This window comes from Xanthobacter luteus (assembly GCF_040049235.1).
In the GTDB taxonomy this organism is placed as follows: Bacteria; Pseudomonadota; Alphaproteobacteria; order Rhizobiales; family Xanthobacteraceae; genus Xanthobacter.
This window is the reverse complement of sequence record NZ_JBDZDO010000001.1, coordinates 687,284-700,438: the sequence shown is the minus strand read 5'-3', so window position 1 is coordinate 700,438 and position 13,155 is coordinate 687,284. Positions and strand designations below refer to the sequence as shown.

Below are 13,155 nucleotides of genomic sequence, written 5' to 3'. Positions count from 1 at the left end.
CCGGCGCCGGTTCAGGCGACAAGGCCCGCCGCGCCGGCGGCCGCATGGCGGATGGCCTCGATCCGCGCCCGGTAGTGGGCCGGGCCGTCCTTGAACACCGCCGAGCCCGCCACCAGCACGTCCGCCCCCGCTCTGGCGCACAGGGCGCCGGTCTCGGGATTGACGCCGCCATCCACCTCCAGGCGGATGTCGCGGCCGCGGATCATGTCGCGGATGCGGGCGATCTTCTCCACCATCTCGGGGATGAAGGCCTGCCCGCCGAAGCCGGGATTGACGCTCATGACGCAGATCAGGTCCGCCTTCTCCAGCGCATAGTCCAGCACCCGCTCGGAGGTCGACGGGTTGATGGCGACACCGGCCTTCTTGCCGAGCCCCTTGATGACCTGAAGGCAGCGGTCGAGATGGGGCGTCGCCTCGGGATGGACCGAGATGATGTCCGCCCCGGCCTTGGCGAAGGCCTCCAGATACGGCTCCACGGGCGAGATCATGAGATGCACGTCGAACACCTTGTCGGTGTGCGGGCGCAGCGCCTTGATGATGTCCGGCCCGAAGGTGAGGTTGGGCACGAAGTGCCCGTCCATCACGTCGAGATGGATATAGTCCGCCCCCGCCGCCGCCACCGCGCGCACCTCCTCGCCGAGCTTCGAGAAGTCGCAGGCGAGCATGGACGGGGCGATCAGCGGCGTGGTCATGGGAGGAACTCCGTTCGGCGCGCCTCTTCGGCGCCTATTGGGGCGCCGCCATGGCGCCCCGCCTCATGTTCAGTAATAGGCGGCGATCGTCTCCACCTCGGCCTTGGAGCCGAACACCAGCGGAATGCGCTGGTGGATGTGATGGGGTGTGATGTCGAGGATGCGCGTCTTGCCGTCGGTGGCGCCGCCGCCCGCCTGCTCGGTGAGGAAGGCCACGGGGTTGGCCTCGTAGATCAGGCGCAGGCGGCCGCTCTCATAGCCCTTGCGCTTGTCGCCGGGATAGAGATAGACGCCGCCGCGGGTGAAGATGCGGAACGCGTCGGCCACCATGGAGCCCACCCAGCGCATGTTGAAGTCCTTGCCGCGCGGGCCCTCCTTGCCGGCGAGGCAATCCTCGATGTAGCGCGTCATCGGCGCGTCCCAGTGGCGGACGTTGGACTGGTTGACGCCGTATTCCTTGGTCTCGGCAGGGATCTCGACGCCGGCGCGGGCGAGCAGGAAGTCGCCGCTCTCCCGGTCGTGCACGAACACCTGCGTGCCCGCGCCGAAGGTCGCCACCAGGACCGTGGCCGGCCCGTAGGCGAGGAAGCCCGCCGCCACCTGGTCGCGGCCGGGCCGCATCACCGCGTCCTTGGGATCGGCGTGGTTCCCCGCATCATAGGGCAGGATGGAATAGATGGTGCCCACCGACACGTTGGTGTCGATGTTGGAGGAGCCGTCCAGCGGGTCCACGGCCACCACGAGGCGCCCGGCCGGGTTCACCGGGATCAGCGCCTCGCTCTCCTCGGAGGCGAGGAAGGCGACGGGCGTCGGCTTCAGGGCGGCGAGGATGCGCTCCTCCGCCACCACGTCCAGTTCCTTCTGGGTGTCGCCGCCGGCATTGGCCTCGGCGCCGCGGATCTTGGCGAGGCTCTCCTCCAGCGGACCGCGCGCCACGAGATCGGCGATGCCGACCCCGGCGGCGGCGATGGCGCGCACCGCCTCGGCCACCGCGGTCTTCGCCGGGGCGCCGCCTGCCCATCGCTCGAGATAGGTCTGAAGGGTCACGATCTCGCTCACCGCCGTCTCCTGAAGGCTCTGCCGGATGGGCGCGGGGCCGCCCGGCGCCCTTATGGCCCAGAGCGCGGCGCCGGGGAAGGCGGGCGACGCAGCCCCCGCCGCGCCGTCCTCCGGCGCGCCGCGCCGCAAGGCCCGGCCAGGTCCTGGTCAGCGGCGGCGGGTGATCTCCACTCCGACGTCGGCAAAGACGCCGCTCACCGGCGCGTTCGGCTTGTGCACCGTCACCACCACCTCCTCCAGGAGCGGGAAATGATCCAGCAGCCGGGTGGCGATGCGCTCCGCCAGCGTCTCGATCAGATGGACGAGATCGTCCTCCACCACCGCGCGCACCTGCTCGTAGATCTTCTGATAGGAGATGGTGAGGGCCTCGTCGTCGGCCCAGGCGGCGGGGCGGGTGTCGAGCCGGCAGTCGCAATCCACCACGAAGCGCTGGCCGAGCTCGCGCTCGGCCTCGTAGACGCCGTGGCGGGCATAGAACGGCATGCCCTTCACGAACAGCCGGTCGAGGCCGTGGCGCGGCGCGGACTGGACTTCGGCCGCCATGGTCTCGGCGTCGGCCGCCGCTTCGGGTTCATCTGCTCTCATCGACGCCTCGTGCCGGCGGCCAGCCCGCGTCGCGGGCGCCGCCATGAGGCCGGACCTACGCCAGCGCCCGCGCCGGACTCGGCGAGGGCGCTGCCCCGGCGCGCCGGCCACGGCGCCTTGGGCCGCCCATGGGACCCCCTTGGGCGAGCAAGATCAAGACGATCGCGGCAATTTCTCCCTGCCGCTGGCGCGGGCCGCGCGGGTCGAGCGCACGCGGCTCCGCTCAGCGCAGGTCCACCTCCACCGGGCGCGGGCGCGGCAGATGGGGCATGGCGGGCGGCCGCCCGTCGCGGATCAGCTCCGGCAGGAAGGCGGCCGGGTTCACCCCCAGCGCGGCATGCAGGCCCGCATAGGCGACCGTCACATGGGGGTTCACCTCCACCACCAGCGGCCCGGATGGGGACAGGATCACGTCGATGCCGATGATGCCGGACAGGCCCGGGATCGCCGCCACCACCTTCTGCGCCAGCACCGCGAGCGCGCCGTCCTTGTCGTCGATGGCGCCCACGGTGATGCCGGTGACCGACAGCACCCCAACGAGATGGCTCATGTGGAGCTGGTTCACGCACAGCAGCGTCACCCCGTCCGGACGCACCAAGACGGTGAGGCTCACCGGGGTGCCGTGCACGAACGGCTGCACCACCAGCCGGCCGTTGCGGGGCAGCGCGTCGCGGTTCGGCCAGGCGCGGGTGTTCTCGCCGCCCGCGCCGTCGTCCGGCTTGGTGATCAGGTCGCCGGTGAGGTCCGCCGGAATGGTGTCGAGCGTGTAGGTGGCGACATGGGGAATGAAATTCTGCGCCAGCACCTGCGCGGTGCGCAGCTTGCTCGAGACGAGGTCGACCGCCGCCGGCGAGGAGGCGATGAGCCGGTCGGCGCTCTCGTGCATGAGGCGCACCATGCGGGCGAGCACGCCGCCGGTCTCCGGTCCCACGGGCCAGACCACGTCCGCCTCGTGGGCGAGACCCGACCAGCAGATCCAGGGATCGTCCCCCTTGCCCACGGGCACGCTGTCCTCGTTCGGCTTCGGCAGGCGGTCGTCATGGGCGAGCACGGTGCTGACGCCGGGCAGCGCCTCGAGATCCCGGATGAGCGCGTCGCGCACCTGCAGCGCCACGGGCAGCAGCGTCTCCGGCAAGGGCTTGTCGCGCAGGCCGCCGGATGTCACGTATTCGCAGACGAAGACGCGCATGTCGTCCCTCTCTCAGCCGGCGATCCCACTGACTTCCAATGCGAGGACGCGCAATCCAATCGACGCGTGCCCGGGGAATCGACCTCATGCATCTTATTCCCGTCCTTGACCTGAAGGGAGGCCAAGTGGTGCGCGCCGTCCGCGGCGAACGCCACGCCTACCAACCCTGGCACTCCCCGCTCGCGGGTTCGGCCGAGCCGCTCCAGGTGGTCGCCCGCCTGCTCGAACTCGCTCCCTTTTCCACCCTCTACCTCGCGGATCTCGACGCCATCACGGGCGGACGCCCTCACGATAAGGAGATTCGCGCCTTGCGCGCGCAATTTCCCGATCTCGCCCTGTGGGTCGATGCCGGCGAGACGACGCCGGACCGGCTGGCGGCGCGGGGCCGCGCCGGCCTCGGCACCCCGGTGGTCGGCACCGAGAGCCTCGACGGGATCGCAGCGGCGCGCGCGGCGCTCGCCGCGCCGGGGGTGATCCTGTCGCTCGACCAGGACGCCGCCGGCCCGCGCGGGCCGCAGGCGGTGCACGGGGCGCCCGACCTGTGGCCCGAGCGCGTCATCGTCATGACGCTGGCGCGGGTGGGCTCGGGCGCGGGGCCCGACTGCGCCGCCCTCGCCGCCGCCATGGCGCGCCGGCGCTCCGGCGCCTTCTATGCGGCGGGCGGCGTGCGCGACGCCTCGGATCTCGACCGGCTGGCGCAGATGGGGGTCGCCGGGGCGCTGGTGGCGAGCGCGCTCCATGACGGGCGCATCGGCCGCGCGGCGGCGCGCCGCTACGCCGAGGGCGGCTGAACGGCGCCCGCCTCGGCGGCGTCCAGCAGCGCCGCGAAGGCACTCGCCACGGTGAGGTCGGCGCTGGTGCCGGGATTGAGGCCCTTGGCCTTCAGCCGCGCGTCGAAGGCGAGGAGGCAAGCGTGCCGGTCCGTCGCCGGCAGGCCGTCGATCTGCGACTGCACCGCTGCCGCCTCCTGCCGCACCGCCTCGGCGGCGTCGGCGCCGAATTTGCGGGCGATGTGGCTGTCGGGCAGGGCCGCGAGGAAGGCGAGGAAGGCCGCCTCGAGCCGCGCCGGCGCGAGCGGGTCGTCCGCGAGCAGCGGCAGGCCGCGCTCGAACACGTCGGCGAAGCCGGTGCCGTATTGCCGGGCGATGGTGTCGCGATGGGCCGCCAGCGCCATGGCGGCGCCGAGCGGGAGGGTGGCGGGGGCGCGCACGTCCGCCTCCGGCGCGGCGCCGAGGCCGCCGGGATTGGCGCGGGCGATGGCGCCGAAGGCCTCGCGCGCATCGTCTAGGTCGAGGCCGGCGAGCACCTGCGCGAGCCGCGCGCGCAGCGGCGCGGGCGCGGGCGCCAGCGCCGCCTGGGCGAGCGGCGCGCACAGAAGGACGATGCCGAGATTGGCGTTGAGCCCGCTCGCCGCGCGCGCGGCGTCCACGGCGCGGGCGATGCGCGCCCCGACCGTCAGGCTGGGCGCGCCGATGAACGGGGCCGAGGCGGCGGCCGCCGCCTCGAAATGGGCCGGCTCCATGGCGTGCCCGGCGGCGAAGCGGTGCACGTTGCCGGGCTTCAGCGCGTCGAGCTCGGCGCGGCAGGCGGCCGCGAAGGCGCGGGCGACCACGGCCGGCGTCAGCGCCATGGCCGGCGCTCCCCGCGCGGCGCCGCCGGGCCTCTCACGGCGCCGGCGCGAGCGCGCCGAGGCCGAGCTGGAGCCGCACGTCGCGGCTGCGGACGAGGAGGCGCTCCTCGGCGATCTCGAGCGTCGGACCCTGGGTGCGCACGGTGCAGACCGGCGCGCCGCGGGCGATGGCGGCGCCCGCCGCCGGCCGGTCCGCCACCTCCTCGGGCCACAGGCCGGGCGGCACGATGATGTCCCGGTCGGCATAGATCACGCCCGCGGCGTGGGCCTCGGACGGCTGCGGCAGGCCGGGTGGGATGCGCCCGCCGCAGGCGGCAAGGTGCAGGCCGAGCAGTGGCGGCAGCGGGTCCACGTCGAAGATGTCGAGGGTGGCGCCGAGGCGGGGATTGACCTCCACCAGGAACCAGCCCTCAGGCCCGACCATGAAGTCGATGGAGAGAAGGCCGACGAGGCCGCAGGCGCGCACGATGCGGTGCGCCGCCTCGCGCATCGCGCTTCCCTCCGGCTCGGGCAGCGTGATCGGACCGGCGGCGCCGCCATAGCGGAAGGGATGGTCCGGATCGTTCGCGCGCCACTGGCGCGAGGCGCCCACGACCACGCTCTCCGACCCGTTGGCCAGCACCAGCAGCGAGACCGACATGCCGCCGACCTCGCGCTGGAGATAGTGGTCCGGCCAGGGCGGCGAGAGGTCGCCGGCGGCGCGGCGGCGGATGTGGCCGCCGCCGGCGCCGCCGATCTTCTTCTCGATGATCGGTTCCGCCAGGCCCTCGGGCGTGCCCAGGCTCACTTCGGGAAACGGGATCGCGAGATGGCCGCACAGAGCGGCGAGGGCGAGCGGGTCCTTGATGATGCGCACGGTCTGGGGCGCGTTGCCGAGGATCGGGTTGCGCTCGGCGATGCGCACCATGAGCTCCGGCTCGTCCTCCAGCCCGCCGCCCAGCACCACCGGCAAGCCGGCGGGGGCGAGCGAGGCGAGGGCCTGGATCAGGTCGTCGCCGTCGAAAGCGAAGCCGTGCTTCTTGTGCACCTTCACGCAGCGCGCCGCGTGGGCGCAGGTGTCGAGATCGGCGAACAGGTCGAAGGTCAGCGCGGCGAGGCCGGCGCGGGCGGCGCTGGCGACCAGCGGGCGCGCGGACAGCGCGATGATGGCGAGATCCATGGCGTCAGGCCGCGGCGGGACGCGCGCCGGCGCACGCGCGGGTGCGCACGTCGGGAGCGCGGGTGGGCTGGCTCGTGGCTGCAGCCATGCGGGGCCTCCTTCTGGTCACGGGACGGCTGCGCCGATGGATCTGAACGCGGCGCCCTGGTTGCGACCGCGCACGCAAAGGAATGACAGGTTTGTGAACGATGCGAAGCGCCGGCGCAAGGCCTCGACGAGCCTTTCCGCCTGCGGCCCGTCGCCCACCACGGCAAAGCCCGTGGGCCCCCAGGAGCTCTGGCCGACGCCGGCGACGCCTTCGCCGCGCAGGAAGTGGGCGGCCTGCGCCACGTCCGGGCTGAGATAGCGCGCCCCGCTCTGGGCGGCGGCGTAATGATCGCCGAGCCGCTCCTGCCATTCGCCGATGGCGGCGCCGAAGGCGTCCGCGTCCGCTTCGGCCAGCGCGGGCAGCGCCTTGAGCAGGACGAGGTGGCTGAGATGGGCGGCGAGCTGTTGCGGGAACGGCGGCAGCTGCGCCATGGCGCGGGTCTCCTCGGCGCCGCTGAGGCCGTGCCGGTCGCGGTCCAGCATCAGGATCACGCGCCAGGCGTCGGGGAAGGGCAGGCGGGCGAGCAGCGGCGGCGATGCCTCCCGGTCCGGGCGGCGCCCGCCGTCCAGGATCACGCCGCCGCCCGCGAACGCCTCGGTGCCGATGGCGGAGCGGCGGCCGCGCCCCATGAGGTCGGCGAGCGCGCGCGCGGGGAGGGGGCGTCCGGCGAGGCGCGCCACGGCGGCGCCCACGGCGAGGTCCATCTGCGTGCCCGAGCCGAAGCCCGCATGGGCCGGCAGCGCCTGCCTGACGGCGATGGCGCAGCGATCGGCGATGCCGAGCGCGGCCCGTGCCGCATCGCGCGCCGCGCCGGCGCGCTCGGCCTCGGGGCCTTCGAGGCTGTCGCGGTCGGCGCACGCGGCCTCGATCACCGTTTGGGGTTCGTCGAGCGTCACGCCGAGGCTGCCGAAGCGCCGCCCCAGCGCGCCGCCGAGATCGATGAAACCCAGGTGGAGCCGGCCCGGCGCCTCCACCCGCAGCGCCGCAGCCGGCGCGCCGCCGCTCACGAGGCGAGCGCGGCGCGCAGCCGGGCCGCGGTCTCGGCCAGCACCTCGGGCTTTTCCATCTCGGTGTGCGGCGGCTTCAGGGGCACGCCCGCATGGCGCGGGATGACGTGGAGGTGCAGGTGGTACACCACCTGGCCGCTCGCCTCCTCGCTGAACTGCTGCAGCGTGACGCCGTCCGCCGCGAAGGCGGCCATGGCGGCCTTGGCCACCTTCTGGGCGATCTTGGCGACGTGGGCGAGGTCGTCCGGCGCCACGTCCAGCAGGTTGCGCGACGGCGCCTTGGGGATCACCAGCGCATGGCCGGGCGCGCGCGGCATGATGTCGAGGAAGGCGAGCGCCTTGTCGTCCTCATAGACCTTATGGGCCGGCAATTCGCCGCGCAGGATCTTGGCGAACACGTTGCTGGGGTCATAAGCCGGCGTGGCGCTCATCTCGGCGTCCTCCTGATCGTTCATGGCAGGACATCGCAAGGCCGGCGAGGGGGGTCAAGGGGGCCTCAAGCGGGGCGCGCGCGCCCCTCAGCCGAACCGCCCGGTGAGATAGCGCTGGGTGTGGGTTTCCTTGGGCTTGGTGAAGAGGTCGTTGGTGGTCGCGAACTCCACCATCTCGCCGAGATACATGAATCCGGTATAGTCGGAGACGCGGGCCGCCTGCTGCAGATTGTGGGTGACGATCACCAGCGTGTAGTGCTGCTTCAGCTCGTCCATGGTCTCCTCGATCTTCGCCGTGGTGATGGGATCGAGCGCCGAGCACGGCTCGTCCAGCAGGATCACCTCCGGTTTCACGGCGATGGTGCGGGCGATGCACAAACGCTGCTGCTGCCCGCCCGAAAGGCCGAGGCCGCTCTGGCGCAGGATGTCCTTCACCTCGTCCCACAGCGCCGCCTGGCGCAAGGCGTGCTCCACCTGCTCGTCGAGATCGGCGCGGGTGGGCTCCTTCACCGCATTGATGCGGATGCCCAGCGCCACGTTGTCGTAGATCGTCATGGGGAACGGCGTCGGCTTCTGGAACACCATGCCGACCCGGGCGCGCAGGATCACCGGGTCGAGCGACCGGGCGAGGATGTTCTCGCCATCCATCAGCACCTCGCCCGCCACCCTCTGGTCGGGATAGAGCTCGTACATGCGGTTGAAGATGCGCAGCAAAGTGGACTTGCCGCAGCCCGAGGGGCCGATGAAGGCGGTGGTGCGGTTGGCGCGCAGGCCGACGCTCACGTCGCGCAGGGCCTGCTGCGCGCCATAATAGAAATCCACGTGGCGCGCCTCGAGCTTGACCCGGGGCGCCTCGCCGCCGGCGGCCTTCAGGCGCCCCGGGACCGGCAGGCCGCCGGGCAGGGCGGTCTCCCCGGCCTCCGCCGGGAGGTGCATGGACATGGCGCGCCTTCCTTCCTTGCTCCCTTGGAAAGTGAGACAGGAGGGCTTTGGTTTCCTTGCGCCATGTCATGTGCCACAGCGCGGCGGCGGGGTTTTCGTCGCGCCGGCTAAGCTCAGTTCTGGCCCTGGCTCTGGACCTGCACCTGGAGCTTGGGCGGGTTGCGCCCGTCGAACGCGACCACATGCTCGCGGATGTCGCCGCCGATGCCGCGCATGGCGGCAACGCCCACCGCGTCGAGGCCCACCGCGAGGCGCACATAATCCTCGGTGGGGCAGAGATTGCGCCCGCAGTCGAAGGCGACCCAGCCGATCGCCGGCACGTAGGCCTCGGCCCAATGGCGCGCGGCGGCTTCCCCGTCCACCGCCAGATAGCCCGAGATATGACGCGCCGGCACGCCGGCGATGCGCGCCGCGGCGGTGAACAGGTGGGCGATGCCGCCCGAGCAGGCGGCACCCTTCTCCAGCGCCGCCTCGGCGGCGAGCGGATCGCCCATGGCGGGGCCCTCCGCGTCCTTCACCTTCGCGTGCACGTGCTCCATGAGGGCGTGGAGGAAGGCGAGCGGGTCGTCCGGCTGGGGCTCGACCGCGGCGGCAAAGTCGCTCACCCGCGCCGAAGGATGGGTCAGATCGGTCTGGCGCAGATACAGCGAAGGGGGGAAGCGCTCCACCGTGCCGCGCACGATGCCGGTGGTGTCCTGGGTCTCCACCTCGCCCTCGGCGGCGATGGTGAAGGCGGCGACCGGCCCGTCGATGGTGAAGGCGTGGCAGAGGTTGCCGAACGCATCCTCCTGGGGGTGGAAGCGGGTGTCGCTGTCGAGGTCGAGCGTCCAGCGCTGCACGTACTGGCCCTCGTGCCCGCGCGGCGTGAGGCGCACGATGGCGGAGGCGTTGCGGGCCGCGGGCTCGAACTTCTGGGTGATCTCGTGGCGGATGCGCACGCGCATGGAAATCCTCGCCGGCTGAAGGTGTTCGCGGCCCCTCGCGTCAGGTCAGATACTGCTCGCCGATCTCGGCGCCGAGCTTGTTGTTGTCGGAGATGAACTCGGAGATGAATTCGTGCAGCCCGGCCTGGAAGATGTCCTCGATGGAGCGGTTCGAGAGCCGCGCCAGCATGGAGCGGGCGAGCCGCTGGGACGGGCCCTGCCGACCATAGGCCGAGGCGATGTCGTCGAGGTTGCGCGCCAGGCTGTCGTAGCATGCGGCGAGCGAGCGCGGCATCTGCCGGTTCAGGATCAGCAGGTCCGCCACCAGCCACGGCTTCACGCTGTCGCGATAGACCCAGTGGAAGGCGGTGAGCGCCGAGACCGAGCGCAGGATCGAGGCCCACTGGAAATAATCGAGCGGGCCGCCGATGTGCTCTTTTTCCGGCAGCAGCACATGATACTTCACGTCGAGGATGCGGGCGGTGTTGTCGGCGCGCTCCAGCTGGGCGCCGGAGCGGGCGAACCAGTAGGCGTCGTTGCGCAGCATGGTGCGGAAGGTGGCGCCGTCGAAGCGCAGCGAGGTCTCCTTCACGAAGGCGAGGAAGCGCGCCAGCTCGTCGCGGGTGAGCGACCGGTTGGGGAAGTTGCGCAGCTCGATCCAGGCCGAGTTGATGACGTCCCACATCTCCGAGGTGAGCGCGGTGCGCACCGAGCGGGCGTTGGTGCGCGCCACCTCGAAGCAGTTGCGGATCGAGGAGGGGTTCTCCGGCTCGAAGGCGAGGAAGGAGACCACGTTCTCCTCGCTCGCTTCGTCGAGCGGGCCGTAGCGTTCGGTGAACACGTCCGCGCAGCCGGCGGTGAGCACCGCCGAGCCCCACTCATTGGTGGACCCGCCATAGGTCACCGGCGTGTAGGCGAGGCGCTGCGACACGTCGAGGATGCGCGCGAGGCAGTCGGCGCGCTCCACGTATCGCGTGAGCCAGTAGAGGTTGTCGGCGGTGCGGGAGAGCATTTCGGGCCTATCGGAAAGGGAGGATGGGCGAAGGCGAGAGCGTCGCGCGCGGCGTCAGGCGTCCAGGACCCAGGTGTCCTTCGTTCCGCCTCCCTGGCTGGAATTGACCACGAGCGAGCCCTCCTTCATGGCGACCCGGGTAAGGCCCCCCGGCACGATGCGGACCTTGTCCGAGCCGGAGAGGATGAACGGGCGCAGGTCCACGTGGCGCGGGGCGATGCCCTTCTCCACCAAAGTGGGACAGGTGGAGAGCGCCAGCGTCGGCTGGGCGATGAAGTTCGCCGGATCGGCCTTGAGCTTCTCGCGGAACTTCTCGATCTGCGCCTTGTCGGCGGCCGGGCCCACCAGCATGCCGTAGCCGCCGGAGCCGTGCACCTCCTTCACCACCAATTCGGGCAGGTGGTCGAGCACGTACTTCAGGTGCTCCGCCTCGCGGCAGCGCCAGGTGGGCACGTTGGGCAGCAGCGGCTCCTCGTCGAGGTAGAAGCGGATGATCTCCGGCATGTAGGAATACACCGCCTTGTCGTCGGCGACGCCGGTTCCCACGGCATTGGTGAGGGTGACGTTGCCAGCCTGGTAGGCGCTCATGAGGCCGGGCACGCCGAGCACGCTGTCGCGCCGGAAGGCGAGCGGGTCGAGGAAGTCGTCGTCGAGCCGGCGATAGATCACGTCGACCCGCTTCGGCCCCTCGGTGGTGCGCATGTAGACGGTCTCGTCCTTCACGAACAGATCGCGCCCCTCCACCAGGTCCACGCCCAATTTGTCGGCCAGGAAGGAATGCTCGTAATAGGCCGAATTGTAGATGCCCGGGGTGAGGATGGCGACGTTCGGCTCGTGCCCGCCATGGGGCGAGAGCGAGCGCAGGGTGGCGAGCAGGTCGTCGGCGTAATTCTCCACCGGCGCGACCTTGTGCATGGAGAACAGCTCGGGGAAGAGCCGCAGCATGATCTCCCGGTTCTCCAGCATGTAGGAGACGCCGGAGGGGGTGCGGGCATTGTCCTCGAGCACGTAGAAATTGTCCGGGCCGGTGCGCACGATGTCGATGCCGGCGATGTGGACGTAGAGGTCGTGCGGCACCCTCTGGCCGTTCATCTCGGGGCGGAAGGCGGGGTTCTGGTAGACCAGCTCGTCCGGCACCACGCCGGCCCTGAGGATGTCGCGCTTGGAATAGACGTCGCGGATATAGAGGTTGAGCGCCTTCACCCTCTGCTCCAGGCCCTTCGAGAGGCGGCCCCATTCCTCCTTGGTGAGGATGCGCGGCACGATGTCGAACGGGATCAGGCGCTCCTGGGCGTTCTGCTCGCCATAGACCGCGAAGGTGATGCCGATGCGGCGGAAGATGAATTCCGCCTCCTTGCGGCGGTGGTCCAGCACGTCCTGTGGCACCGAGGCCAGCCACTGTTTGAGCGTCTCATAGGCGGGGCGGATGGCGCCGTCGGTGCTGGACATCTCGTCGAACGCTTGCCGCATGGGGGCTGACACTCCGGGGGCGGGACCGTCATCGATCTCTACAAACATCGTGCCAAAGAAGTGCTAAACGGGGAAGGAGGTTGCGCCGTCAAGGCCAAGGTGCCGGCATGGCGCATTATTGGGCAGGACGCCAGAGCCTGCCACAGCAGAGGGCAGGAGGCTACGTCATGGGAGAGGCAGACGGCGCGCAATCGGTCACGGCGGCGCTCGTCGTGATCGGCGACGAGGTCCTTTCCGGGCGCACCAAGGACAAGAATATCGGCCATATCGCCGAGCGCCTTACCCAGGTGGGGATCGACCTGCGCGAGGTGCGGGTGGTGGCCGACGTGGAGGACGACATCGTTGCCGCCATCAACGCATTGCGGTCCCGCTTCAGCTATGTCTTCACCACCGGCGGCATCGGCCCCACCCACGACGACATCACCGCCGACGCGGTGGCCAAGGCATTCGGCGTCGCGATCGACGTGGATCCGCGGGCGCGCGCGCTGCTCCTGGAATACATCCCCGAGAAGGACCTGAACGAGGCGCGCCTGCGCATGGCCCGCATCCCCGCCGGCGCCTCGCTGGTGGTGAACGAGGTGTCGAAGGCGCCGGGCTTCCGGATCGAGAACGTGATCGTCATGGCCGGGGTCCCGCGCATCATGCAGGCGATGCTGGAGGCGGTGCTGCCGGAGCTGGACAAGGGCGTGCCCATGCTCTCGGAGACGCTGCTGGCCGGGGCCAAGGAGGGCGACATCGCCGCGCCGCTGAAGGAGATCGCGACGCGCTATCCGGCGGCGCTGATCGGCTCCTACCCGTTCCGGGACGAGAACGGCGAGCCCAATGCCCATTTGGTGGTGCGCGCGCGCGATCCCGAGGTTCTGGCCGCGGCGCGCGCCGCGGTGGCGCAGATGCTGGCGCGCAGGGACTGGGCGCGGTGAAAGCTCGCACGTCGGCAGGCGGTGGCAAATGTCGGTCGGGCGGCGCTG

The 13,155-nt window shown here is 71.3% G+C and carries 14 protein-coding genes; 2 read left to right on the top strand and 12 right to left on the bottom strand.

The window, feature by feature from the left end; translation table 11 throughout:
- Nucleotides 1–11: 11 nt before the first annotated feature.
- The 4 genes from rpe to ABLE88_RS03415 all read right to left on the bottom strand — a co-directional run bounded on the left by rpe (nt 12) and on the right by ABLE88_RS03415 (nt 3,525).
- Nucleotides 12–692, bottom strand: coding sequence for a ribulose-phosphate 3-epimerase (gene rpe / locus ABLE88_RS03430; protein ID WP_348830063.1), 681 nt, complete (start codon nt 690–692; stop codon nt 12–14).
- Nucleotides 693–761: 69 nt separating this feature from the next.
- Complete coding sequence (locus ABLE88_RS03425; protein ID WP_348830062.1) at nt 762–1,751, bottom strand: class 1 fructose-bisphosphatase; 990 nt, start codon at nt 1,749–1,751, stop codon at nt 762–764.
- A gap of 147 nt (nt 1,752–1,898) precedes the next feature.
- Nucleotides 1,899–2,336, bottom strand: a complete 438-nt coding sequence (folB, locus tag ABLE88_RS03420) for a dihydroneopterin aldolase (RefSeq protein ID WP_348830061.1) — start codon at nt 2,334–2,336, stop codon at nt 1,899–1,901.
- Nucleotides 2,337–2,559: 223 nt separating this feature from the next.
- A complete protein-coding gene (locus tag ABLE88_RS03415; protein WP_348830060.1) occupies nt 2,560–3,525 on the bottom strand; it encodes an ATP-grasp domain-containing protein in 966 nt (321 codons plus the stop codon).
- Nucleotides 3,526–3,563: 38 nt separating this feature from the next.
- Between ABLE88_RS03415 and ABLE88_RS03410 the strand changes: the two genes are divergently transcribed.
- Nucleotides 3,564–4,316: a HisA/HisF-related TIM barrel protein gene (locus ABLE88_RS03410; RefSeq protein WP_348830059.1), complete on the top strand. Its 753-nt coding sequence runs from the start codon at nt 3,564–3,566 to the stop codon at nt 4,314–4,316.
- Here the strand turns inward: ABLE88_RS03410 and ABLE88_RS03405 are convergent.
- The 8 genes from ABLE88_RS03405 to ABLE88_RS03370 all read right to left on the bottom strand — a co-directional run bounded on the left by ABLE88_RS03405 (nt 4,298) and on the right by ABLE88_RS03370 (nt 12,187).
- On the bottom strand, nt 4,298–5,155 hold the full coding sequence (locus tag ABLE88_RS03405; protein WP_348830058.1) for a triphosphoribosyl-dephospho-CoA synthase: 858 nt from the start codon (nt 5,153–5,155) through the stop codon (nt 4,298–4,300). The two genes, ABLE88_RS03410 and ABLE88_RS03405, sit on opposite strands and share 19 nt — an antisense overlap.
- A gap of 34 nt (nt 5,156–5,189) precedes the next feature.
- A complete protein-coding gene (locus tag ABLE88_RS03400; RefSeq protein ID WP_348830057.1) occupies nt 5,190–6,314 on the bottom strand; it encodes an ATP-grasp domain-containing protein in 1,125 nt (374 codons plus the stop codon).
- Between the two features lie 105 nt (nt 6,315–6,419).
- Nucleotides 6,420–7,409: a beta-ribofuranosylaminobenzene 5'-phosphate synthase family protein gene (locus ABLE88_RS03395; RefSeq protein WP_348830056.1), complete on the bottom strand. Its 990-nt coding sequence runs from the start codon at nt 7,407–7,409 to the stop codon at nt 6,420–6,422.
- Complete coding sequence (locus ABLE88_RS03390; RefSeq protein ID WP_348830055.1) at nt 7,406–7,864, bottom strand: HIT domain-containing protein; 459 nt, start codon at nt 7,862–7,864, stop codon at nt 7,406–7,408. Before ABLE88_RS03390 ends, ABLE88_RS03395 begins: the two co-directional genes overlap by 4 nt.
- 63 nt (nt 7,865–7,927) lie before the next feature.
- Nucleotides 7,928–8,782, bottom strand: a complete 855-nt coding sequence (gene pstB, locus ABLE88_RS03385; protein WP_348830054.1) for a phosphate ABC transporter ATP-binding protein PstB — start codon at nt 8,780–8,782, stop codon at nt 7,928–7,930.
- A gap of 113 nt (nt 8,783–8,895) precedes the next feature.
- A complete protein-coding gene (locus tag ABLE88_RS03380) occupies nt 8,896–9,726 on the bottom strand; it encodes a transglutaminase family protein (RefSeq protein ID WP_348830053.1) in 831 nt (276 codons plus the stop codon).
- Nucleotides 9,727–9,766: 40 nt separating this feature from the next.
- Entirely contained in the window at nt 9,767–10,717 is a 951-nt protein-coding gene (locus tag ABLE88_RS03375; RefSeq protein WP_348830052.1) for an alpha-E domain-containing protein, read from the bottom strand.
- A gap of 54 nt (nt 10,718–10,771) precedes the next feature.
- Entirely contained in the window at nt 10,772–12,187 is a 1,416-nt protein-coding gene (locus tag ABLE88_RS03370; protein ID WP_348830051.1) for a circularly permuted type 2 ATP-grasp protein, read from the bottom strand.
- A gap of 167 nt (nt 12,188–12,354) precedes the next feature.
- Between ABLE88_RS03370 and ABLE88_RS03365 the strand changes: the two genes are divergently transcribed.
- The gene (locus tag ABLE88_RS03365; protein ID WP_348830050.1) at nt 12,355–13,107 is read left to right on the top strand and encodes a competence/damage-inducible protein A; all 753 of its coding nucleotides are present in this window, start codon (nt 12,355–12,357) and stop codon (nt 13,105–13,107) included.
- Nucleotides 13,108–13,155: the final 48 nt, after the last annotated feature.

Bases quoted from the DNA above. Each gene is read 5' to 3' on its own strand.
- rpe (WP_348830063.1), bottom strand. From the start codon at position 692: ATGACCACGCCGCTGATCGCCCCGTCCATGCTCGCCTGCGACTTCTCG.
- folB (WP_348830061.1), bottom strand. From the start codon at position 2,336: ATGAGAGCAGATGAACCCGAAGCGGCGGCCGACGCCGAGACCATGGCG.
- ABLE88_RS03415 (WP_348830060.1), bottom strand. From the start codon at position 3,525: ATGCGCGTCTTCGTCTGCGAATACGTGACATCCGGCGGCCTGCGCGAC.
- ABLE88_RS03410 (WP_348830059.1), top strand. From the start codon at position 3,564: ATGCGAGGACGCGCAATCCAATCGACGCGTGCCCGGGGAATCGACCTC.
- ABLE88_RS03405 (WP_348830058.1), bottom strand. From the start codon at position 5,155: ATGGCGCTGACGCCGGCCGTGGTCGCCCGCGCCTTCGCGGCCGCCTGC.
- ABLE88_RS03400 (WP_348830057.1), bottom strand. From the start codon at position 6,314: ATGGATCTCGCCATCATCGCGCTGTCCGCGCGCCCGCTGGTCGCCAGC.
- ABLE88_RS03390 (WP_348830055.1), bottom strand. From the start codon at position 7,864: ATGAACGATCAGGAGGACGCCGAGATGAGCGCCACGCCGGCTTATGAC.
- pstB (WP_348830054.1), bottom strand. From the start codon at position 8,782: ATGTCCATGCACCTCCCGGCGGAGGCCGGGGAGACCGCCCTGCCCGGC.
- ABLE88_RS03380 (WP_348830053.1), bottom strand. From the start codon at position 9,726: ATGCGCGTGCGCATCCGCCACGAGATCACCCAGAAGTTCGAGCCCGCG.
- ABLE88_RS03375 (WP_348830052.1), bottom strand. From the start codon at position 10,717: ATGCTCTCCCGCACCGCCGACAACCTCTACTGGCTCACGCGATACGTG.
- ABLE88_RS03370 (WP_348830051.1), bottom strand. From the start codon at position 12,187: ATGCGGCAAGCGTTCGACGAGATGTCCAGCACCGACGGCGCCATCCGC.
- ABLE88_RS03365 (WP_348830050.1), top strand. From the start codon at position 12,355: ATGGGAGAGGCAGACGGCGCGCAATCGGTCACGGCGGCGCTCGTCGTG.